Source organism: Paraburkholderia sp. HC6.4b, assembly GCF_014200875.1.
GTDB classification, from domain to species: domain Bacteria; phylum Pseudomonadota; class Gammaproteobacteria; order Burkholderiales; family Burkholderiaceae; genus Paraburkholderia; species Paraburkholderia tuberum.
Genome location: NZ_JACHDC010000013.1, coordinates 206,617 through 227,335, shown reverse-complemented (window position 1 = coordinate 227,335; position 20,719 = coordinate 206,617). Strand labels below are relative to the sequence as shown.

Below are 20,719 nucleotides of genomic sequence, written 5' to 3'. Positions count from 1 at the left end.
GGAAGGCATTCGTATCCGGTGGTGCGGCTGGGCTTCAAACCCAGTTGAGGGCGTCAGACGCTCTCGGGTCGGTTCGACTCCGGCTGCCTTCCGCCAGTCATGGCTTCCCGGGTGTTCCGGTACCTTTTAGGTGCAGTCGCGCAATCGGGCAGACGAAGCAGATGTGTGTGAGTCTGCGCAAGGTGACAGGCGCAAACGTGCGCTCGTGGGCCGCGTTGCCATCGGGTCGCACGTTCAGGAACAGTTGTCTTCATGTCACGCCCCGGGGCGTGGGTGGCGCGCGAATCGGCGCGGTCCGCGCAAGGATATCGGTGATGATCATCGCGAGCGAACATGGTCGTGGAGTCCGCCTAGCTGACCGTGAAGCCGCCGTCCGCTGCGATGATCTGCCCGGTGACATAGCTTGCGGCAGGGCTTGCGAGAAAGAATACGCTCTGTGCAACCTCGATCGGGGCGGCCATTCGTCCCATCGGAATCCGTCCTGTGCCTACGATCGGCCCTCGAATCTTGAACGTCGCGCTGATGTTCTTGCCGCCCTCGCTGGCCATGCCGCCTGGAAGGATTGAATTGACGCGGATTCCGTCGGCCGCGAACTCGCTGGCCAGTGATCGCGTGATGCTGTCCACGCCGGCCTTCGCGGCGTCGTAATGGGCATTGACGCCCCACAGCGTGGGTCGAAGCGCGCCAACGGAGGAGATGTTGACGATCGAGCCGCCGCCGTTCGCCTTCATGCGCGTGATAGCCTCGCGGCAACACAGGAACGTGCCCCGCAGCGTGACGTCTTGCATCTGGTCCCATTGTTCGACGGACATTTCAAAGAATTCGGCCTTCGAACGGTGCGCCGCGTTGTTGATCAGAATGTCGACACCGCCAAACTTCGTATCGACGGCTGCGAATAGTGCCTTGACGGATGCTTCGTCGGCCACGTCGACTTGGCATGGCATCGCAATGCCGCCGTCCGCATTGATATCCGACGCTGTTGCAGACGCCGCATCGGGGTTCAAGTCGGCAATCACGACCTTGGCGCCGGCCTCGGCGAGCAGTCGCGCAGTCTCGCGACCGAGACCTTGCGCAGAGCCGGTAACAACGGCGGTCTTGCCCGTGAGATTGAACCTCTGCGCGAGGTGCGCGCCGATCTGTGTTTCACTAAACATGGAATGCTCCGTTTTGAGTGTCGATGATGGTCGCGCTGTTCGGTTCGCTTCAGTCTTGCCGCTCTGGCCCAATCGTTTGTAGTTCATCGGAATTCACCAGACAGTGAAGATGATTGGGTGCGGACGTCTTCAGCTAATCAGAAATCCGCCGTCGAGCGTAATCGATTGGCCCGTCATGTAGCGGCCTGACGGCCCTGCGAGGTACAGCACCGCGGCGGCAATATCGGCGGGATCGCCCCATCCAAGCGGCAGACGTCGCTCCACATCCGTACCGGGTCCCGTGAGCTTTCCTGTTTTCAGGCGAGCCTGCATATCCGGATGAAACTGAACCTTGCCGGGCACTGCACCGGGAAGCACGCAGTTGACGAGAATCTGGTCGCGGGCATAGTCCAGCGCTGCGGAGCGCACTAAACCCGCTACGCCCGCTCGCGCGGCACCGTAGGCGCCATTGCCATTCAGTACGGCATGCGTGACTCCCATGGTAGTCACGTTCACGATGCGTCCACCCCGGTCTGCGGCGAGCATGTGCTTGATCGCTTCTCGCATGCAAAAGAACACAGACTTCAGGTCGAGCGCCATCACTTCGTCCCAGGCGGCTTCGGAGAACTCCGTAAGCGGCCCGTTATTGGTCATGGCCGCGCAATTGACCACGATGTCCGGGCTACCCCAGGCTGCGCTGACCTGATTGAACAACGCAATCACGGAGGGCTTCACGTTCCACGTCTGCCTCGATAGCGATTGCTTCGCCGCCCGCCGAAACGATCTTGTCGACGACCGATTGCATGTGCGCTGCGCTGTGATCGGCGACTACGACCCGTGCGCCAGCCTCGGCCAGTACAGGGGCGATATCGATGCTGGAATTGCATCCCTTGTCAGTCACGACAGCGATTTTTCCGCTGATGCCGAATAGCCGCTCAAGCAAGGATGTGGTCATCGAGTTATCTCCAGGGGGCTGTGTGTCGTTTTTTACGAATTCTAGCGACGACGTCCGACGCGCAATGGTTACCGTGGGGAACAATTAGAGTGAGCTGGTTTCACTAATCCCGCGCTCTAACGAACGGCAGGAATGAAGCGACTCAGCGCGGTGCTAGCGGGCCTCGTCGAAACGATGAGCGAAAATACGCACATCGTTCTAAAAACGCAACGATAATACCAGCCGGGATTTCCCTCGTTGCGGGTCTTCCGACGTGCCGCGCAACATGCGCGTAGAGAACGTCGGTCCGGCAATGATGATGTCGGCACGAACGCACATACAACCTCACAGGAGGCGCCAAGATGAATGTTGCGAAAAGAAGCCCCGCCCAGATGGAATCGCACCGACCGCAGCCAGTTACCGGCACGCTTCCTTTGCAGGTTGAGGACATCACCTCTTCGTGGCTGACGTCGGCGCTCACGCGCAGCCATGAAGGGGTAGCCGTCGAATCACTGGCCATCGACGAGGTGATGTACGGCACGGCTACCAAAGTCAGGGTGCGTCTTGCTTACAACGCAACAGGGGGCGAGCTTCGCTTGCCGGAGTCTCTGATCGTCAAGGGCGGTTTCGTTCCTGAGTACCGGAACCTGAACGCCTACATATACGAATACGAGGCGAAGTTCTTCAAGGAAGTCCATCCCTGCTTGCGTGCAAATGTGCCTGCCTGCTTCTATGCAGAGACCGACAGTCGAAGCGGGCAGTCGATCGTGATCCTCGAGGATCTACGTTCACGGGAAGTGGAATTCTGTCGCGTGCAGCGGACGCTGACGTTTGCGCAGGCGGCGGCAAACCTGGACGCGCAAGCGCGGTGGCACGCGCAGTTCTGGCAATCGCCTGCGCTCGAAAGCGATGGCGAACTGGCGTGGCTCGCGTCGCAAGACCCGCTGCCCGATGGCGAGTCCGGCACCTATCACTGGGGCCAGTTGAAACCCGAGGTGTTCGCCAGCTATACACAGTTGCCGCGCGGGGCCGCCGTGCCAAAGCGGTTTCACGATCGTGACTGGATGGAGCGGGCGCTCCTCGATCTGCGCGCTTTCGACCGCATCGGGCCGATGACGTTTCTCCATGGCGATGTTCACCTCGGAAACCTGTATTTCGACCGCGACGGAACGCCCGGCTTTCTCGACTGGCAGTCATATCGACGCGGACCGTGGGCTCATGACGTCACGTACTTCCTGATATCGGCTCTGGATATCGCGGATCGGCCGAGATGGGAGCGCGCGTTGCTCGAATACTATCTTGAGCGGCTCGCCTTTCACGGCGTCAACAACCCGCCGTCATTTGAAAGCGCGCTAGATGCCTACCGGCGCCACATCGTCTATGGGCTGTTCTTCTGGCTCGTGAATCCGGTGGAGTGGCAGGTCGAAGTCAACAATTGTGCAGTCGCGCCTCGGTTCGCGATGGCGGCACTCGATCACGAGATTCATGACCTCATGGGCCGATAACCCACCAGGCGTTGAGCGACACGCACTTGACGTCGCCACTTCCGCGGGAGTACATTTTTACGATCGATATTCAAAAATGTGAATGGCGGGGAATAGTAAAGGAGGCAAAGCATGTCGGAAATGGTCGCTCGACGCAGCACAACCTGGCCCAGCGTGTATGCGTGGGCAGGGCTCGGTGCGCTTTTCGCTTTTGCACAAATCCGCACCTACGCTGTTTCCATCTGCTTTCGTGGCGTCGGCCTTCCTTCTGCTGAACGTCGACGAAGACGGATATACGGCCATCGAGCGAGGTGTCGATCGTGTCGGTTGCCATCCAGCGGTGCGCACGGCGCTTCGGGTGCTGGCTTTCATCGCGTTTTGCAACATACTGAATCTGGCCTACACGAGCGCGATGGGTGTGCACGCGCTGTATGCCGCTCCGTGGCCGGCGGATATGCCGAGCTGGCTTGCTAACAACCGTTAGGCGCACAGTGCCCGCCATCGTCAAACGCCACAGCGGATAACCGATGACGCATTGCAAGCCGCATCGCTTCGCCGACGTCGAGTATCGTGTAGAAGACGAAATCGCTATCGTCACGATGAGCCATCCGCCAGTCAACGGATTAGGTCTGGGAATCCGTCGCGGACTCGTTGCCGCGTTTGAAGCGGCCCGGTGCGACGCGCGGGTTCGCGCGATCGTACTCAATGGCAGTGGACGCGGCTTTTCCGCGGGAGGTGATATTCGCGAGTTCGGCACTTCCGCTGCCACAGCTTGGCCAGCATTGTCGCTGCACGTTCATCCGGTGATCGAGGCGAGCGACAAGCCGGTTGTAGCCGCTATCCACGGGTTTGCCATTGGCGGTGGTCTGGAAACCGCGTTGGTGTGCCACTACCGTGTGGTCGCGGACAATGCGCAGATCGGTCTGCCCGAGTGCAAGCTCGGCGTGATCCCTTTGTCCGGCACGCAGCGCTTGCCGCGTGTGCTGGGCTTCGCGAAGTCGATCGAATTCATTCTTGGTGCTCAAATCGTGCGCGCGGGAACCTTCCGGGGCAGCGCGTTATTTGACCGGATCGTCGATGGCGATGAGCATGAAATGTCGCGCCTTGCGATCGAGCTTGCGCGTGAGAAGATAGGCGGTACATCGTTGCCGTTGATTCGCCGGTTGCCATTGCCTGATGGCGATCCGGTTTCTATTGTCGCTAAAGCGCGCTCACGCCTCAGCTGTAGCGATGCAGTAGAAAGCCAGTGTCTGGATGCCATCGCCGCCGCGGCCGAGTCGCCCGATTTCGATGCCGGCATGGCCGCAGCGCGTGCGATCTACGATCGGCTCGTTTCGTCCGATCAGGTGTCAATGCAACGAGATCGGTTTTTCAAGTCGCGCCGGGACGGCTCCGCTCGATAAGCACCAGCTGATTTGCTACTACGCGGAAAGTTGCTTGCGCAGATCGCCTTTTCGCACCTTTCCCGAAGGCGTGCGCGGCAGCTCTGCAACGATGCAAAGTTGCTCGGGCGTCTTTTGCTTCGCCACGCCCGCGCCGGCAAAGTGGGTCTGGACTGCGATCAGGTCGAGCGACCTGCGTTCGTGCAAGACGACGACCGCACAGACTCTTTCTCCATATCGTGCGTCTGGCTGTGCCACGACGGCGACATCGCGCACGGCCGGGTGAGTGGCAAGTACTCGCTCTACTTCGAGCGACGATATATTTTCTCCTCCGCGAATCACGATGTCCTTCTTTCGGTCCGTGATGGTCAGGCAGCCGTTTGCGTCGAGACGGCCGATATCGCCGGTCCGGAACCATCCGTCGTGAGAGAACGCGGCCGCATTGAGCGCCGGGTCGGTGTAGCCGACAAACAGCTCCGGTCCTTTGATCAGAATCTCGCCGTCGCGTCCGGCAGGCAGGTCGCTGTCCAACTCGTCGACAACGCGCACCTGCGAGCCGGGTTGAATGCGACCGTCCGTGCAGGCTCGGATATCAAAAGGCGAATCGGCCCAGCCGACACTCACTGTCGAATGCTCGGTCAGCCCGTACGCGCGGGTTCCCGCGAAGCCGGCCCGATCGGCCATGGCGACGTGCTCGGGCGTGACACCCGTGCCGCCCAGACCGTAAGAAGCGAGGGACACCAGGCTGCGCCCGTCGCGGCGGGCGGCTTCGAGGAGCCCCTGGAGATGAAACGGTGTGCCGCCCGAGAGGCGCACGCGATACTCATCGACCAGTCGCGCGGCAAGCGAGGCGTCCCATCGGTCCATGAACACCATCTCGGTGCCTGTAATGAATGGACGCAACAGGAAATTGAAGCCTGCAATATGGCCAGCAGGGAAGGGCGTGAGATACGGCCCAGGCCCGTCGATGAACGGAATCTGCCACTCTGCGCCTACTGTGCGATGAGAGTGCTGCACGCCTTTGGGCGAAGCTGTCGTTCCTGACGTGTACAGCAGCAGGCAGATGTCTTCCGACGTTGGCGGGTCGGCAGGGCGTTGTTCATGCGTTGTCGCGGCGAGTCGTTGCAGCGCGCCAAACGTGATGCCGTTCGAGGGCGCCCGATCGCCAACGACGATCACGCGCTCGAGGTCGGGCGTGTCGCCGAGCGCGGCGACACGCTCCAGGTAGTCGGTTCGGGACCAGAAATCGGGCACGCACAGAACGCAGGCGCGGGATTGTCGAAGGATGAAGCCGACTTCGGCGGGACCGTAGATGTGAACGATCGGCACGAGTACCGCACCGATCTCCAGTGCAGCCAGATACAGAAGCGCAGTCTCGCGCTGTGTGGGAAGCTGTATCGCGATCACATCGCCTCGACGCAGACCGAGGGCTGTGAGTGCCTTGCCAATCTCTTTCGCGTCGCGCAGCAGGGACTCGGTGGTGCAAGTGTAGGCACCGGCCTGGGTATGAAAATGGAGTGGCGTCGCGCCGTGCTTTTCGACGGCGCGCGCAATCAGGGCCGCAAGAGGCAAACCGCTCGACCACGGCGCAGTTTTCGATTCGCGCAGATTGGAATTCATGCTAGCAAGGCTCGCAAGAGACTCACCAGCGCGAGTGGCTGGTCAAGCATCATGTGATGGCCTGCGCGTGGCATCGTGATGGGACCCTTCGCGCCGGGAATCGAAGCTACGATGCGGCGCGCGCGATCGGCGCTGACCACGCTGCTGCACTCGGCGTGCACGTAGCTGACGGGAACCGCGATGCGGGTCAGCAGGTCTTCTTCGCCTTCGACCGGCTGGAGATTCCGCAACTTCGGGTCGAAGCGCCATACCCAGCCGTCGGCGGTTTGACGAAGTGATGTCCGCGCGAGATGCTCGAGCAGCCACGGCTCGCAATCTTGTTCCGGGATGAGTCGAAAGCGACTGAGTGCAGTATGCCAGTCCGGATAGGGGCGGGGCGGCGGGCGTCGTTCCACTGCAGGCAAGGTTTCGCCGCGTAGCATGAAATACGAATCGAGCACGACTGCATGCGAGAGACGATCGGGAAAGGTCGCGCACGCCTGGAGCAGACGCGATCCGCCGAAACTGTGGCCCACCGCGACGCACGGTCCAGAGCCGATTGCATCCACGACAGCGACGAGGTCGCGCACGAAAACGTCGGCGCTGTATTCCTGCCTGTAGGCGCTCTCGCCCATGCCGCGGAAATCCAGAGCAAAGACGCGAAAGCGATCGGTGAAGAAGGGCGCAATGAAGTCCCACCAGTGCGTGTGCCCGAGAAAACCGTGTGCGAAGACAAGTGGCGGCTTACCGGTGTCTGCGGCGTTCCACGAGACATAATGGACAGTCACCCCGCCGCCTTCGGTGAAGTGAGATCGACGCGGCTGGGCCAGGGCGTGGTCGAACCATGAAGGGACACGGTCATTCATTGCGGATTTTCCATTACCTGAGGCTTGCACACGCGGTCCACCGACCAGCTATGCGAGTACGATGTGCTGTCGATTCGCATCGATCCAGTCCACCATCGGGGTGAGCTGGACACCACGTTTGGAAAGCGAATCGATATCGACGCGGTACCCGACCGCGTTGATCCATTCTTGTGCATTCACCCATCCGGGTGCGAGACCCTTTGCTCGGGCTTCATCCGGTGACACGTGCAAAGCGGTGATCTGTGCGCCCAGAACGTTGCCGAGGCGATTCGCAACTTCAGACATCGTGAGTCTTTCCGACGCCAGCGGCACGGTCTCACCGTGCCAGCGTTGCGGATCGTTTAGCGCGCTGGCCGCGAGCGCGCCCACGTCGTCGGCGGCAATCCAGTCGAGTCGTGCGTCGGGTAGCAACGCGCTGAGCAACAAGCCTTCGCGCAGGTGCGGAAACATCGCGCCCGCTTTCGGCTCAGCGAGGTTGTCCATCATGAATGCAGGCTGCAAGACCGTCCACGATTCGAAACCCGCGGCGCGAACGGCCTCTTCCACTTCCCATTTGTCCGTCCAGTATTTTCGGTTCCAACGTTTCTCGCTCCAGCCAGGAAACGTCTCATGATTGCCGGCCTGCGCCACGGAGGTGTGAACGAACTGCGGAACCTCCGCGTTGCGCGCTGCGTTGACGAGCGCAAAACCCTGGCGGCGCTCCCTGTCGCTGCGATCAAAATCAGTCAGGAGAACGGAGAAGACGGAACCGACGCCCTCCATCGCTTTTGCGAGCAAGTCGCGGTCGTCCAGATCTCCCCGTAGCGCCTGCGCATCCATGTCGACGAGTGCCCGCGCAGCCGGCGAGTCTGGATTGCGTGTCAGGAAGCGTACCTTGCGTCCAGCCGCAAGAAGATGGCGAGCCGCGGCGCCTCCTTGTGCGCCAGTGGCGCCGATGACGAGTACCGCGGCGGATGAATCGATCATGACTTGTCCCGAGGTCGAACGTTAGACGTTGGCCAGGCGTGTCACGCCTGGGCGGCTTGCGCGCGATGCCGCTAACCCTGTGACAGCCATTGCAGGCTCGCGGCCTGGTTGTTCACAAGCAACCGTTCCGATATTAGCACGACATTCATAAATCCGCGAGCAAAGGATGCCAGTGATCGATGCTTCAGAATTGCCACGCCAGAGAGCAAGGCGAATGGCGCGAGGCGCAAAGACGAAGCTTCGTCTTTGCGCCTGACACGGCGATCAGTGCTGCGGGCGCAGCGTTTGAACGAGGTCGCCTTCATGTGCAACGATCACCTCGGATCCCGGCTGATAAACGCCGGCAATTTCGTCTCCGCGCAGGCGGTTGCCCTGGAGGCCGCGCAGATAACTCGTATCGTCGAGTCGCAACACATGTTCACCATGCGCGTCGCGCACGACGATCTGGTCCGATGCGATCGACGTCAGCGTGCCCACATAGGGCAGCCGGGGCTCAAACGGGAAACTTCCGCCGTGCGGCAGGATGCGCGTGTCGAGTGACAGACGAAAACGGTCCGAATGATTGCTGAGACCAGAGTGCGGCGTGCGTCGGCTCATCAACAGGACGTCGCCCAAGCGGTAGTTCGTGCGGCGCCATGCGTCTTCTGGCACGCTCGCGAGATCGATAGGAACGATCTTGTCGCCGTCCTTCCTGTGCAGGCACGCAAGCTTATGCAATCCTTCCGCGACGGCCAGTCCGCCGACTTGCGCATCGATATCGCTGAGCGGAATCCAGCAGATGATGAAATCGAGGCGGTCACTGTAGATAGCATCTTCATGAATGAAGTCGAACCGTGTGCGGCTTTTGTCGATAGCGGGCGGCGAGGTGCGGTATTCGGTGAAAGGTACCCAATAAAGCGGTACGCCGAAGAGCCGCTGAAAGAATACACGAACCGCGGGGTCTTCCATCACGGTGCGTGCCGCACGCTGCTCGTTCATCGCCTTCACGGGAAAAAAGCTGAAATTTTCGCGGTCTTTGCCAGTCCATCGCACGTCTCGGTCGTTGCGGTCCACGAAGCCGTTGCTGTCGAGGTGATCGACAAGCAGACCGCGCATGCGCTCCAGCGGCTCGTGGTCGAGAACGTCGCGAAAGAACAGGTAGCCGTCTTCGTTCCAGCGTTCTTGCAACTCGGCGTGATTGCCGAGCAGGTCATTGGAAACGTTGAATTCGCGCATCGTCGGCACGATATCCACGCCTGGTGTGCTCATAAATTGTCTCCTTTGGTCGCGGGGGCGCTCTGATGTCGGCTCACAGCAATCCGCGTTCTTCCGAAGTGCGGGTCGTGGTGTCGATGCCAAGTTCCCGCAGTGTCTCCAGAACGGCCGTGGTCGCGGAAGCGACGGCCGGGAAGCCTGCATACGGAAGCGCCTGAATCAGCACCCCTTCGAGTTCCCGTGCGCTCAGACCGTTGCGCACGGCAATGCGGACGTGGTTCTTCAGTTCGAGCGTCTGCCGGCTGGCGATGAGAATGCCCAGCGTGACGAGGCTGCGCTGCTTGCGCTCGAGTTTGTCGTCGCCCCAGACATCCGCGAACGCGTAGTTGATGGCAAGGCGTGAAATGTCGGATCCGAAGCCGGTGGACTCGCTTGCGGCCCGTAAGCCGGCTGCCTTGTCTTCACCCATGATTTCGCCGAATACCTTTAAACCATAGGCAAGTTTTTCTTCGAGGCTCTTCACTTGTGTCTCCTGTTTAACCGCGGCGGCGCGGCTATTGATAGCGGATGCGACTCACCCGAGCCGCCTTGGTCGTTATTCGTATTGTAGAACGACATTCTAAAATGTATGTTGAACGGTGCTGGACGTCAAGATAGTGCACACCCGATATGACCAGGGTTCGTCCGTAGTGCACCGCAACGGGACAAAGGCGATATGCTGAGGACACCCGATATCAAAGCCATATCACGTCATGGAATTGCGGCATCTCAGACACTTCGTTGCGGTTGCGGAGACCCAGCACTTTGGCCGTGCGGCTGCGCGCCTGGGCATGGCGCAGCCGCCGCTCAGCCAGTCGATCATGCGGCTGGAGGAGCAGCTCGGTATCAAGCTGCTCGAACGTACACCGCGAGGCGTTTCGCTCACAGCCGCCGGAGCCGCGTTGCTCGCGGAAGCGAAGCCACTGATCGCGCAAGCGGAGCTGGCCGAGCGGCGCGTGCGGCAAGCCGCCGACGAACTGGCGAGCCTGAGCGTAGCGTTCGTGCCGATGTGTGCGCTGCGAATCATGCCGCTAGCCATTCAGGGGCTTCGCAAGCAATGGCCGGGCGTTGACGTCCGGTTGATCGAGCGCGGCAGTGCTTTGACCGTCGCCAGCGTGAAAAACGGCAGCATCGACCTGGGCGTGGTAGTCACCAGTTCGGCGGACGTCTCCGGTTTGGAAAGCGTGGTCATCGAGCGTCTGCGTGTGGTGGCCGCGGTTCCGGCGAAGTGGCCCGTGGCGGCGCAGCCTTCAATTCGTATCGCGGATCTCGCGCGATACCCGCTCATCATGTTCCCTCAGCAGATGTCGCAGCCGCTGTTCGCTGCGTTCGAGACAGCGCGCCGCGAGGCGGGGCTGTCGCCGCGGGTGACCCAGCAAGCGCGCCATCCATACACGATGCTCAACCTCGTGTCTCATGAACTGGGCATCGGTCTGATGCTGGACTCGGCGCGATACCTGCCCGTGGAGGGTGTCGCCTTCGTCGACATCGAGGATGTTCCGGCTTCAGGCGAAACTGAGGTGTCGCTGGTGTGGGCCGATAGACCTCACAAGCCCTACCACCGTTCGATGCTCGACATCATGCGCGATATCGCGTCGCCGGCGGCGGGGTGATACGCGCAATCCACTGCTCGACAGCTTCGTCCATGCTGCTCCTTTCGTCATCCGCTTCTCGTTCATCTTGACACGCCAAAGTGGTGTGTTTATCTTTGCGAATGACGTTCAGAAAATAACCCGCTCGCGCGGCGAGCCAAAGGAGGAGCAATGAGCACGAATGTGGCGAGTCTTTTCAATCTCGATCAGAAAGTGGCGGTGGTAACAGGGGCAGGCTCAGGCATCGGCCGCGAGACGGCTTTGCTGCTGGCGTCGGCCGGCGCGGCGGTGGTCGCGGCGGACCTGAATGAGGAAGCGGCGCAGCAGACGGCCAGCCAAATCGAAAGTGCGTCTGGCAAGGCTATCGCGATCAAAGTGGACATCAGCGATGAATCGTCGATTCTTGCGATGTACGAAACGGTGCAGGCCAAACTTGGGCGCCTCGACATTCTCGTGAACAACGCGGGCATCTATCCGAAGACGAAATTCGTCGAGACGTCGGTAGAAAAGTGGGACAAGGTGCTCGGCATCAACTTGCGCGGCACCTTCCTCTGCATGCGAGAAGCGATCAAGCGAATGCAAGGTGCCAAAAACGGCGGTTCCATTATCAATATTTCGTCGGTGGCTTCGCTGCAGCCGGTGATTTTCGACAACGGTGACTACGGCGCGTCGAAGGCGGGCGTGAACAACCTCACCAAGGTGGCAGCGCTCGAATTCGCAGCAGACGGAATTCGCGTGAACGCAGTGCTGCCCGGCGGCGTGGCAACCGAGGGCGCGGCCGCATCGACGAAGGTTCATCAGGCTCACGGGCCGATCACCCAACCTGGTCGCATGCCGCTGGGCCGCATCGGCGTCGCCTCCGATATCGCCAGGGCAGTGTTGTTTTTCGCGTCGCCGGCATCGGACTACGTCACCGGTCAGCTTCTCGCTGTCGACGGCGGCTTCCAGGTCTCCTGATCACTCGTCTGCGTGTCATGTTCGAATCGCTAAGCTGCGTCGAGCACGCGGCTTGGCGCTGCCATTCCCTTTCCCCGATTGATTGCCGACCCGTTCGCACACACGTCCATGTGTGTGCAGCGGGCGCTCGCGCATGCGCGTCGGTCTGTGCCTTGTCGGGTAGTGAAAACACCGACGCCATTAATTGAACGACGTGTTGCATAACCATATTCCATGGCATAGGATGTCCATCAAGAGGCGCCATGCAAGCGCCCGAGAGCATAAGCCTGATCGGAGACATGCGATGTACTTTCTCGACAGCGATTTACGTGGTCCTCTTGCAGACTATACGTACGACTATCGTCGCCAGCGCGCTGAAAAGGGCGCTCCGTCGTCGGACGAATCGGCTCGCGCAAAACAATCGAATTGGGCGGCGCGCGTGTTGGGCGCGGTGGCGCCTCGTGCTCTGGGCAAGCTGCGGACGGAGGGCCGGGCGCGATGAAAACGCTGACTCGCGAGAGCGCTCGGGAAGCGCGTAGAGTATGGCTCCCACTCATTCTCCTGTCGATTTCGGCGGCGGCGGTCTGGCTGCTGCAACGCGATGTGCGCATGGAAGAGCTAGGCCGGTCCGCACTCTTCGACGTCGTGATGATGTTTGCGGTGCTCGGGGCGACGGCATTGGCGGGCGTCATCGGATGTGCGATCGCGAGCCGTGCGCGAGCGCAGGAAGCCGATTTGTCGACAGGCGAGGGTTGTTGCTTCATTGGCGCCGTGATCGGTGCGGTCGTCTTTTTTGTCGCCATGACTATCTAACGGTAGAAGCCATGAATGAAGAACTGAGCGCGCGCGTCGAAGCACTGTTGGATAAGCAGGACATACTCGAATGCGTACACCGCTATTGCCGCGGGGTCGATCGCATGGACCGGAAGTTGACGCTGTCGGCGTACCATCCGGACGCAATCGACGACCACGGTGCATTCGTCGGGGATGCAGAGGAATTCGTCGACTGGGCCTTTGCGTACCATACCGAGCATCAGTTGTCGCACCACCATATGGTGTTCAATCACAGCGTCGAATTGCAGGGCGACGAGGCGCACGGGGAGACGTACTGGCTTTTCTTCGGAGAAAATCGCGTCAAGCCAGACACGCTAGCGGTGGGGCGCTATATCGACCGCTTCGAAAAGCGTGATGGCGTGTGGGCGATTGCCGCCCGTGTCTGCATCTCCGAAGCGATCAACGAACTGACCCCTGCGGAAGTGCCCACTGCGTGGCGCGAAATCCTGATGGGCAATGGCGTCAGTGCACGAAATCGTGAAGACGTCTCTTACGAACGGCCTTTAAAGACGCGCCAACCCAGCGAGGTTTAAGGCCAGACGCAAGCCTGCAACGACGCTTGCCACCACGGCACCACGGATACCAGCATCGATTTGCCATGAAAGCCAACGTCGGCAGCAAGCCGACGTTGGCTTTCAGCTATTGGGTAATGGCGCAATCGTGCTGTGACCGACAATCGACAGAAACTCGCGGCGGGTGGAAGGATCGTCACGGAATGCGCCCAGCATTCGGCTCGTCACCAGCGATGCGCCGGGCTTGTGCACGCCTCGCGTACTCATGCACTGATGCGCGGCTTCGAGAATGACAGCGACTCCCTTCGGTTGAAGCACGGTGTTCAGCGCATCGGCGATCTGAACGGTCATCTTCTCCTGAATCTGTAGGCGCTTGGCATAGACATCGACGAGGCGCGCGAGTTTGGAGATGCCGACCACGCGATGCTCGGGCAAGTAGGCAACGTGCGCACGTCCGATGATAGGCACCATATGGTGTTCGCAGTAGCTCTCGAAACGGATGTCCTTTAGCACCACCATCTCGTCGTAGCCATCCACTTCGGAAAACGTGGTGGCGAGAATCTGCATCGGGTCGGAGTCATAGCCCGAGAAGAACTCGCGGTATGCGCGCGCGACCCGTGCAGGTGTTTGAATGAGACCTTCCCTTTCGGGATCGTCACCGGCCCATCGGATCAGCGTGCGCACGGCTTGTTCCGCCTCGTCCGGCGTGGGGCGAATCGACACTTCCTCAGCGCCAAGCTGATTGTCTCGTTTGTTCATCAACTCTCCTGATCATTCATGCCTCGTGCAATCGCATCGGCGTCCGCGAGTGCGGCACACGAGTGTCGGCGATGTGGAGGAAGTGTATATAATTGCACGGTGTTCGTAAATACAAACTACCGGCGCATCTTGCACGCGACGTTCGACCATTGCCGGTCGAAAGATCAGGTTGCACTTACACAGGGATCAGCACATGAAAACGCGCATTACAGAGCTGCTTGGGATTCGATACCCCATTGTTCAAGGGGGCATGATGTGGGTGGGTCGAGCTGAACTTGCCGCCGCCGTCTCGAACGCCGGTGCGCTCGGCACCATCACCGCTCTGACGCAGCCCACGCCCGAGGCGCTGCGCAACGAGATCGCTCGGGTTCGCTCAATGACGGATCAGCCGTTCGCCGTCAACCTGACCATTCTGCCGACGATCAAGCCAGTGCCGTACGACGAGTACGTGCAAGCGGTCGTGGAGAACGGTGTGAAGATCGTCGAGACGGCGGGACGCAATCCCGAGCCATATATGCCCGCATTCAAGGCTGCGGGAATCAAGGTCATCCACAAGTGCACGTCGGTGCGTCACGCGCTGAAAGCGGAGGCGTTGGGCTGCGACGCCGTGAGCGTGGACGGATTCGAGTGCGCCGGACATCCGGGCGAGGACGACGTGCCCAATCTGATCCTGTTGCCGGCCGCGGCCGCGAAACTGCGTATTCCGATGCTTGCTTCAGGCGGCATTGCCGATGCGCGCGGCATGGTCGCCGCGCTCGCGCTCGGCGCGGATGGGATCAATATGGGTACGCGCTTCATGGCAACGCGGGAGGCGCCGATTCACGAGAACGTCAAGCGCAGGCTCGTAGAGCATGACGAGCGCAATACGGCGTTGATCTTCCGCACGCTGAAGAACACGTCGCGTATCTTCAGGAATTCGGTAGCGGAGCAAGTGTTGGAACTCGAGCAAAAAGAGGGTGTGACGTTTGCGGATCTCAAGCCGCTGGTGAGCGGTGAGCGCGGTAAGCGAGTGTACGAGACGGGTGACACCGAAGACGGAACGTTTCCGGCTGGCCTCGCAATCGGGCTTATCGAGGACATTCCCACCTGCGCGGAACTCGTGAGTCGGATGGTCGCCGAGGCGCGCGCACTCATTCATGGCCGGCTGGCCGCGCTTGTAGAAGCGAGCTGAGTCCGCAACAAGACGGCCGTCGAACAAGGCTGCCCGTGCCCCCGGTTTTAGCGGACGTGGCAGCCGATGCATGCATGACGATCGCAATCAGGCCTGCGAAGTCGGACGACGTTGTTCGTCGAGTCGTTCGAGATGCGCCAGCAGCGACCGGGATGCCGCTGGCCAGAGCCTTTCGGGAACATCGGTATAAGCAAGACGCAGCCAGTCGTCGATCGAACCGGTCGGCAGTGCCTTTACCGCGCCGGCGATCTTTGCTTCCCGGGCGAGACGGTGTGCCTTGAGGCGGGCGATCTGGTCATGCGGTCGGTCCAGCACGTACCCATGGGCGGGCAGAATAAAGTCGATGTCACGTTCGGTGCAGATCGCGTTCACCCGGTCGAGTGACGTAAGGTACGCCGTCATGTTGCCGTCGGGAGGATCGATGATGGTCGTGCTGCCATTCAGAATGTGATCGCCGCTGAATAGCAGTCCGTCTTCAAGAAGGACCAGGCACACGTGGTTGCTTGCGTGCCCCGGTGTCGAGACGACCAGCAATCGATGCGTCTCGCCGTCATGCGCAAGTGTCAGCACATCGCCATCGAGCAATCCCGGTGTCGTGTTTAACAATGAGAATGGCGTTCAGAAATTAGCGCAATTTTTGTTTTCTGTCCACGTTGTTGTGCGATGCGCAAAGCTGCGATCGTGCCGGACATTGCGCGCGTCATTCGCGCCAGATTGCGTGTGTGCTATCAGGCTTCCTCGTGGGTGACGACGGATAGACGTGGCTGGGATTTCGCGTTATTCTGGTTCAACTAGATGATCGACGTTCAATTATTGGTTGAACTTGGCCCGCAACATTTCCAGGTATCGGAAGGCGATGCGAGCGCTCGCGGGACATGATTTGCCAGATAACAACAGGACGACTCAGATGGATGCAGGTACGGCTTCGCACGATGCGCTGATGGATGTGCCGTTTCGCCCGATTCGCGTCGGCAGCATGGATGCCATCGTCGAGCGAAGGCCAGACGGAAGCGTGGTGTATGAACTGAAGGAACCGCTCCAGGCGTATCCCGTCCGCTTGACGGAGCGGCTCGAACACTGGGCGAGCGTCACGCCCGAGCGCGCGTTGCTTGCGCGGCGGACGCCGGAGGGCAAGTCATGGGAGTCTCTGACCTACCGCCAGGCGTTCGACGGTGCGCGTGCGCTGGGGCAGGCGCTGCTCGATCGAGGATTGTCGCCGTCTCGTCCGTTGATGATTCTTTCCGATCGAAGCTTTGAACACGCGCTCTTCGCGCTCGCCGCATTGCACGTCGGGATTCCCTATATCCCGGTGACGCCCGCGTATTCGCTGTTGTCGCAGGACTTTTCGAAGCTCAGGCAACTCGCGGCCGTATGCACGCCCGGCCTCGTCTTCGCGGAGGACGGCGCGCAGTATGGCCGCGCATTGCGTGAGGTGTTCGGCGACGTGGAATGTGTCGTCGTCGGTCCGTTGCCGGAGGGTCGTGGCGGTTCGCGCGTCGGGGAGTGGCTGAAGACGCCGGTTACAGCCGACGTCGACAAGGCGTTCAAGGCAGTCGGCCCGGATACCGTGGGCAAGATCATGTTTACTTCGGGAACGACAGGCGTACCGAAAGGCGTGATCTATCCGCAGCGCATGTTGTGCAGCAATCGACAGCAAGTCGCCCAGGTGTTCGCGTTTCTTCAGGACGGGCCATCGGATCTCGTCGACTGGCTGCCTTGGCATCACACTTTTGGCGGCACGCATAACTTTGGCATGGTGCTGTACGGGGGGGGGACTTACTACCTGGACCCAGGCAAGCCAACGCCGGAGGAAATTGGCCCGACGGTGCAGGCATTGCGTGAAATCGCGCCGGCGGTCTACCTCAATACGCCGCAAGGATTGGCCTCGCTCATTCCGCATCTGCAGGCGGACAAGGCACTGCGCGAGAAATTCTTTAGCAAACTCGCGCTCATCTACTACGGCGGCGCAAGTCTGCCGAAATACATCTGGGCTCAACTCGACGAGCTCGCGGTGCGTACCATCGGCCAGCGTGTGCTCATCATGTCGGGCATCGGCAGCACGGAAGCAGGCCCAACGCCGCTATCGGCGGCCTGGGATCCGCGACGCGAAGCGATTGCGGGGTTGCCCGTGCCCGGCGTCAAAGTGAAGGTGGCGCCGGTCGGCGCGAAGCTGGAAATCCGTTTCCTCGGCGACTGTGTGACGCCCGGCTATTGGAAAGATCCCGAGCGCACCGCCGCCGCGTTCGACGAGGAAGGCTATTTCCGCTCCGGTGACGCAGCAACGTTCATCGACCCGCAGCGCCTCGAACTGGGACTGCGCTTCGACGGACGCATTGCGGAAAATTTCAAGCTGTCCTCGGGCACCTGGGTCAACGTCGCCGAGTTGCGACTGTACGCGCTGAACGTGTGGGGCCCGTATGCGCGGGATATCGTGATTGCCGGGCACGACCGCGACTACCTGAGCGCGCTCGTCTTCCCTGACATCGAAGCGTGCCGTGCGCTTTGCGACGACCTTCACGATCCGATGCCGGGCGCCGACCAGATTGTCAACAGCCGCGGCGTGCGCGCGTTCTTCCAGACCGGACTCGACCAGCTCGCCGTGCGTCCTGGCGGCAGCTCTACGCGCATTGCGCGCATCGTGCTCGAAAGCGAGCAGCCGACGCTCGATAACGGCGAATTGAGTGCAAAGAGCGCAATCAGCCAACGCAATGTGCTCGAGCGACGGCGCGGTGTCGTGGACGAGCTTTATTGCGTGCCGCCCACGCCGCGCACATTGGTCGGCAACGCTGGCGCAGCAGCGGGCGCAGATCGAGGCGCGCGCCGCGGTTCAACGTACTGAAAACGCTGGAAGCTAAACCATGGATTTTCGCGTAGATCCCGCGGACATCGCGTTCCGCAAAGAAGTTCGTGCGTTCCTCAACGAGCATTTGCCCGCCGACCTGGCCTTTCGCGGGCAGCAGGGCTTTCTGGCAGGTGACGACGATTCACAGCGCTGGACTCGCATCTTGCACGAAACGCACGGCTGGTCAGTGCCGCATTGGCCGGTTGCTGACGGCGGCACGGGGTGGACCGCGATGCAGCGTTACATCTTCGAGGAAGAATGCTATCTGGCAGGCGCACCGATACAGAATCAGGCGGGCGTGTCGCTCGTCGGACCCGTGATTTGCGAGTTTGGCAACGAAGAGCAGAAGCGGCGCTTTCTTCCTCCTATTCAGCGTGGTGAAGTGTTCTGGGTACAGGGTTTTTCAGAGCCGGGCTCGGGTTCCGATCTTGCATCGCTACGTACGACGGCGGTTCTCGATGGAGACCACTACATCGTCAATGGACAGAAGATCTGGACCAGCTTCGGCGCCTACGGTCAATGGAATTTCGTGCTGGTCCGCACGGATAGCGAAGCGAAGCCACAAAAGGGCATTTCCTTCCTGCTGCTCGACATGTCGTCGCCGGGCGTTACCGTGCGGCCGATCGCGTCGCTCGATGGGTGCCATCACTTGGCGGAAGTCTTCTACGACAACGTGCGTGTGCCTGCTGAAAACCTTATCGGCGAGGTCAACAAGGGGTGGGGATACACCAAGTTTCTGCTCTTTAACGAGCGGGCGTTTCTTGGCGCTGAAGCGCCTGCCCTCAAGCGCTATCTGCGCAAGATCCGGCACTACGCCTCGCGCGAACGGATGGCCGGCAAGCCATTGATCCAGGATCCGACGTTTGCGGCACGTTTCGCGCAGCACGAATTGGAGGTTCGCGCGATCGACATGGCGGTGCAGAAAATCCTGCATCAAGGGATAGACGAGCGCAGCGGCGGTATGGCGATCGGATCCATGCTCAAAGTGCGCGGATCCGAACTTCATCAGAAGCTCACGGAGATGCTGCTGGAGGTGATCGGCGATTACGGCGCCGTGTTCTATCCCGATCCGAATGAAGAGCGAGAGCTGCGCGAAGCCCAGTTCATCGGACCTGAATACGCGCCAGGCCTGGCGGCAGAGGTCTTCTATCGGCGGGCTTGCTCGATCTATGGCGGGACGGCCGAAATTCAGCGAAACATCATCGCCAAAGCACTGTTCGATCTTTGACGCCATATCGAGTCACGAACGGTCTTCGATCCCCGAGACGTGGGATCGCATCAATTGCCGGCATAAAGAGGGTGCAGCATGGACTTCGAGTTGAGCGACGAACAGCGGATGTTGCAGGAAAGCGCGCAACGCTTCTTGCAAAAGAGTTATACGTTCGAACATCGCCGCAATCTTGCTTCGCAAGGAGGCGGATTTTCGCGCGAGACGTGGCGTAGGTTCGGCGAAATGGGTTGGCTCGGTGTCGCGGTGCCGGATGAATTGGGCGGGCTCGGTTTCTCGTCAGTCGAAAGCGCCATCGTGGCCGAGCAGATCGGGCGCGCGCTGGTGCTGGAGCCATACGTGATGTGTGGTGTGTTTCCTGCGTCGCTTGTCACGCGCTGCGGGCGAGACGGGCAGCGCGAGGCGATACTTGGCGAGATCGTTTCGGGCGAGACTGTCTATGCGGTCGCGCAGAGTGAGCGCGAGGCGCGGGGTCAGGTGCATTACGTGACGGCCACCGCGAAGAAGACAGAGGACGGGTCTTGGCGGCTGGACGGCTATAAGACGCTCGTGGTTGGAGCGCCCGTTGCAGACCGTCTGCTCGTCGTCGCTCGAGCGGCGGGTGCAGCCGATGCCACGGACGGCATCGGGGTTTTCGTCGTCGATCCGAAGCAGGCAGGCGTGACGCTGAAGACTTGCGCGTTGCTCGACGGCACGCCATCTGCCGACTTGCTGCTCGATGGTGTGATCGTCGCAGAATCGAATGTTCTGGGTGAGGCTGGGCGAGCGTTCGAAGGACTGCAGGCCGCCGTTGACGAAGCGGTCGTTGCGATCTGTGCCGAACTGGTGGGCGATATGGAAGACGCTATCGAGCTCGCGTCGGAATACCTGAAAACGCGCAAGCAGTTCGGCGTGGCGATTGGCAGCTTCCAGGCGCTGCAACACCGGATGGCCGACATGGCGATCGAAGCGATGCAGGCGCGCGCAACACTGCACCGTGCGTTGCTCTCCATCAGCGAGGACAGGGAGAACCGGAGCGTCGAAATCTCGGGCTGCAAGGCACAGACCACTCGTAGCGCGAAGTTCGTCACGCAACAGGGTATCCAGTTGCACGGTGGCTACGGCATCACGGATGAATACAAGGTGGGCCATCACTATCGCCGTCATCTGGTGCTCGACGCATTGTTCGGCAACGCGGACTATCACCTGAATCGCTACGCACGCCAGATTCAGCACGAGGCAATGGTCGCGGCGGCGTGAACCCTTTCG

General features: G+C 60.7%; 20 protein-coding genes, 1 tRNA gene and 1 pseudogene. 12 read left to right on the top strand and 10 right to left on the bottom strand.

From position 1 onward, the window contains the following. Positions 1-96 (top strand) — tRNA-Sec (locus tag HDG34_RS20955). A gap of 254 nt (positions 97-350) precedes the next feature. Here HDG34_RS20955 and HDG34_RS20950 read toward each other — a convergent pair. The 3 genes from HDG34_RS20950 to HDG34_RS39340 form a co-directional block, all read right to left on the bottom strand. After that, positions 351-1,154, bottom strand: coding sequence for an SDR family NAD(P)-dependent oxidoreductase (locus HDG34_RS20950; RefSeq protein ID WP_184061986.1), 804 nt, complete (start codon positions 1,152-1,154; stop codon positions 351-353). Between the two features lie 129 nt (positions 1,155-1,283). Next, positions 1,284-1,868, bottom strand: a complete 585-nt coding sequence (locus HDG34_RS20945; protein WP_311734817.1) for an SDR family oxidoreductase — start codon at positions 1,866-1,868, stop codon at positions 1,284-1,286. After that, positions 1,816-2,088: an SDR family NAD(P)-dependent oxidoreductase gene (locus HDG34_RS39340; protein ID WP_260321271.1), complete on the bottom strand. Its 273-nt coding sequence runs from the start codon at positions 2,086-2,088 to the stop codon at positions 1,816-1,818. Before HDG34_RS39340 ends, HDG34_RS20945 begins: the two co-directional genes overlap by 53 nt. Before the next feature lie 341 nt (positions 2,089-2,429). Between HDG34_RS39340 and HDG34_RS20940 the strand changes: the two genes are divergently transcribed. The 3 genes from HDG34_RS20940 (at position 2,430) to HDG34_RS20930 (ending at position 4,954) form a co-directional block, all read left to right on the top strand. Next, positions 2,430-3,572 carry an aminoglycoside phosphotransferase family protein gene (locus tag HDG34_RS20940; protein ID WP_221309206.1) on the top strand — a complete coding sequence of 381 codons (1,143 nt, stop codon included), beginning with the start codon at positions 2,430-2,432 and terminating at the stop codon, positions 3,570-3,572. Between the two features lie 229 nt (positions 3,573-3,801). Further along, entirely contained in the window at positions 3,802-4,035 is a 234-nt protein-coding gene (locus HDG34_RS20935; RefSeq protein ID WP_260321270.1) for a hypothetical protein, read from the top strand. A 43-nt stretch (positions 4,036-4,078) separates the two neighbouring features. After that, positions 4,079-4,954 carry an enoyl-CoA hydratase-related protein gene (locus HDG34_RS20930; RefSeq protein ID WP_184061985.1) on the top strand — a complete coding sequence of 292 codons (876 nt, stop codon included), beginning with the start codon at positions 4,079-4,081 and terminating at the stop codon, positions 4,952-4,954. Positions 4,955-4,972: 18 nt separating this feature from the next. Here HDG34_RS20930 and HDG34_RS20925 read toward each other — a convergent pair whose 3' ends face one another. The 5 genes from HDG34_RS20925 to HDG34_RS20905 form a co-directional block, all read right to left on the bottom strand. Further along, positions 4,973-6,553, bottom strand: coding sequence for an AMP-binding protein (locus HDG34_RS20925; RefSeq protein ID WP_184061984.1), 1,581 nt, complete (start codon positions 6,551-6,553; stop codon positions 4,973-4,975). Next, positions 6,550-7,398, bottom strand: coding sequence for an alpha/beta fold hydrolase (locus HDG34_RS20920; protein ID WP_184061983.1), 849 nt, complete (start codon positions 7,396-7,398; stop codon positions 6,550-6,552). The genes HDG34_RS20925 and HDG34_RS20920 overlap by 4 nt, the downstream gene beginning before the upstream one ends. A 48-nt stretch (positions 7,399-7,446) precedes the next feature. Further along, on the bottom strand, positions 7,447-8,364 hold the full coding sequence (locus tag HDG34_RS20915; RefSeq protein ID WP_184061982.1) for an NmrA family NAD(P)-binding protein: 918 nt from the start codon (positions 8,362-8,364) through the stop codon (positions 7,447-7,449). A 264-nt stretch (positions 8,365-8,628) separates the two neighbouring features. After that, positions 8,629-9,702 carry a phytanoyl-CoA dioxygenase family protein gene (locus HDG34_RS20910; RefSeq protein WP_260321269.1) on the bottom strand — a complete coding sequence of 358 codons (1,074 nt, stop codon included), beginning with the start codon at positions 9,700-9,702 and terminating at the stop codon, positions 8,629-8,631. Beyond that, positions 9,653-10,081 carry a carboxymuconolactone decarboxylase family protein gene (locus HDG34_RS20905; RefSeq protein ID WP_008917662.1) on the bottom strand — a complete coding sequence of 143 codons (429 nt, stop codon included), beginning with the start codon at positions 10,079-10,081 and terminating at the stop codon, positions 9,653-9,655. Before HDG34_RS20905 ends, HDG34_RS20910 begins: the two co-directional genes overlap by 50 nt. Before the next feature lie 229 nt (positions 10,082-10,310). On the opposite strand from HDG34_RS20905, the gene HDG34_RS20900 reads away from it, so the two are divergent. The 4 genes from HDG34_RS20900 to HDG34_RS20885 all read left to right on the top strand — a co-directional run bounded on the left by HDG34_RS20900 (position 10,311) and on the right by HDG34_RS20885 (position 13,492). Then, positions 10,311-11,210: a LysR family transcriptional regulator gene (locus tag HDG34_RS20900; protein ID WP_090808726.1), complete on the top strand. Its 900-nt coding sequence runs from the start codon at positions 10,311-10,313 to the stop codon at positions 11,208-11,210. Positions 11,211-11,360: 150 nt separating this feature from the next. Next, positions 11,361-12,146, top strand: coding sequence for an SDR family NAD(P)-dependent oxidoreductase (locus tag HDG34_RS20895; protein WP_090808728.1), 786 nt, complete (start codon positions 11,361-11,363; stop codon positions 12,144-12,146). A 477-nt stretch (positions 12,147-12,623) separates the two neighbouring features. Further along, entirely contained in the window at positions 12,624-12,938 is a 315-nt protein-coding gene (locus HDG34_RS20890; protein ID WP_184061981.1) for a hypothetical protein, read from the top strand. Positions 12,939-12,949: 11 nt separating this feature from the next. After that, entirely contained in the window at positions 12,950-13,492 is a 543-nt protein-coding gene (locus HDG34_RS20885) for a nuclear transport factor 2 family protein (protein ID WP_184032187.1), read from the top strand. 102 nt (positions 13,493-13,594) lie between these two features. Here the strand turns inward: HDG34_RS20885 and folE are convergent, their stop codons facing one another. Then, positions 13,595-14,230 carry a GTP cyclohydrolase I FolE gene (gene folE, locus HDG34_RS20880; RefSeq protein ID WP_184061980.1) on the bottom strand — a complete coding sequence of 212 codons (636 nt, stop codon included), beginning with the start codon at positions 14,228-14,230 and terminating at the stop codon, positions 13,595-13,597. Between the two features lie 193 nt (positions 14,231-14,423). Here folE and HDG34_RS20875 point away from each other — a divergent pair, with 193 nt between their 5' ends. Next, positions 14,424-15,401 carry a nitronate monooxygenase family protein gene (locus tag HDG34_RS20875; protein ID WP_184061979.1) on the top strand — a complete coding sequence of 326 codons (978 nt, stop codon included), beginning with the start codon at positions 14,424-14,426 and terminating at the stop codon, positions 15,399-15,401. Positions 15,402-15,488: 87 nt separating this feature from the next. On the opposite strand, the pseudogene HDG34_RS20870 reads toward HDG34_RS20875, so the two are convergent. Next, positions 15,489-15,986, bottom strand: a pseudogene (locus HDG34_RS20870) (MBL fold metallo-hydrolase); the annotation flags it as partial. Between the two features lie 322 nt (positions 15,987-16,308). On the opposite strand from HDG34_RS20870, the gene HDG34_RS20865 reads away from it, so the two are divergent. The 3 genes from HDG34_RS20865 to HDG34_RS20855 all read left to right on the top strand — a co-directional run bounded on the left by HDG34_RS20865 (position 16,309) and on the right by HDG34_RS20855 (position 20,710). After that, positions 16,309-18,240, top strand: a complete 1,932-nt coding sequence (locus HDG34_RS20865; protein WP_260321268.1) for an AMP-binding protein — start codon at positions 16,309-16,311, stop codon at positions 18,238-18,240. Between the two features lie 19 nt (positions 18,241-18,259). Beyond that, positions 18,260-19,471 carry an acyl-CoA dehydrogenase family protein gene (locus tag HDG34_RS20860; protein WP_184061978.1) on the top strand — a complete coding sequence of 404 codons (1,212 nt, stop codon included), beginning with the start codon at positions 18,260-18,262 and terminating at the stop codon, positions 19,469-19,471. A 78-nt stretch (positions 19,472-19,549) separates the two neighbouring features. After that, a complete protein-coding gene (locus tag HDG34_RS20855; protein WP_184061977.1) occupies positions 19,550-20,710 on the top strand; it encodes an acyl-CoA dehydrogenase family protein in 1,161 nt (386 codons plus the stop codon). The last annotated feature ends 9 nt before the right edge of the window (positions 20,711-20,719 follow it).

Excerpts from the sequence above, each read along its gene's own strand:
- HDG34_RS20950 (WP_184061986.1), bottom strand. The coding sequence starts at position 1,154 with ATGTTTAGTGAAACACAGATCGGCGCGCACCTCGCGCAGAGGTTCAAT.
- HDG34_RS39340 (WP_260321271.1), bottom strand. The coding sequence starts at position 2,088 with ATGACCACATCCTTGCTTGAGCGGCTATTCGGCATCAGCGGAAAAATC.
- HDG34_RS20940 (WP_221309206.1), top strand. The coding sequence starts at position 2,430 with ATGAATGTTGCGAAAAGAAGCCCCGCCCAGATGGAATCGCACCGACCG.
- HDG34_RS20930 (WP_184061985.1), top strand. The coding sequence starts at position 4,079 with ATGACGCATTGCAAGCCGCATCGCTTCGCCGACGTCGAGTATCGTGTA.
- HDG34_RS20925 (WP_184061984.1), bottom strand. The coding sequence starts at position 6,553 with ATGAATTCCAATCTGCGCGAATCGAAAACTGCGCCGTGGTCGAGCGGT.
- HDG34_RS20920 (WP_184061983.1), bottom strand. The coding sequence starts at position 7,398 with ATGAATGACCGTGTCCCTTCATGGTTCGACCACGCCCTGGCCCAGCCG.
- HDG34_RS20915 (WP_184061982.1), bottom strand. The coding sequence starts at position 8,364 with ATGATCGATTCATCCGCCGCGGTACTCGTCATCGGCGCCACTGGCGCA.
- HDG34_RS20900 (WP_090808726.1), top strand. The coding sequence starts at position 10,311 with ATGGAATTGCGGCATCTCAGACACTTCGTTGCGGTTGCGGAGACCCAG.
- HDG34_RS20895 (WP_090808728.1), top strand. The coding sequence starts at position 11,361 with ATGAGCACGAATGTGGCGAGTCTTTTCAATCTCGATCAGAAAGTGGCG.
- HDG34_RS20890 (WP_184061981.1), top strand. The coding sequence starts at position 12,624 with ATGAAAACGCTGACTCGCGAGAGCGCTCGGGAAGCGCGTAGAGTATGG.
- HDG34_RS20885 (WP_184032187.1), top strand. The coding sequence starts at position 12,950 with ATGAATGAAGAACTGAGCGCGCGCGTCGAAGCACTGTTGGATAAGCAG.
- folE (WP_184061980.1), bottom strand. The coding sequence starts at position 14,230 with ATGAACAAACGAGACAATCAGCTTGGCGCTGAGGAAGTGTCGATTCGC.
- HDG34_RS20875 (WP_184061979.1), top strand. The coding sequence starts at position 14,424 with ATGAAAACGCGCATTACAGAGCTGCTTGGGATTCGATACCCCATTGTT.
- HDG34_RS20865 (WP_260321268.1), top strand. The coding sequence starts at position 16,309 with ATGGATGCAGGTACGGCTTCGCACGATGCGCTGATGGATGTGCCGTTT.
- HDG34_RS20860 (WP_184061978.1), top strand. The coding sequence starts at position 18,260 with ATGGATTTTCGCGTAGATCCCGCGGACATCGCGTTCCGCAAAGAAGTT.
- HDG34_RS20855 (WP_184061977.1), top strand. The coding sequence starts at position 19,550 with ATGGACTTCGAGTTGAGCGACGAACAGCGGATGTTGCAGGAAAGCGCG.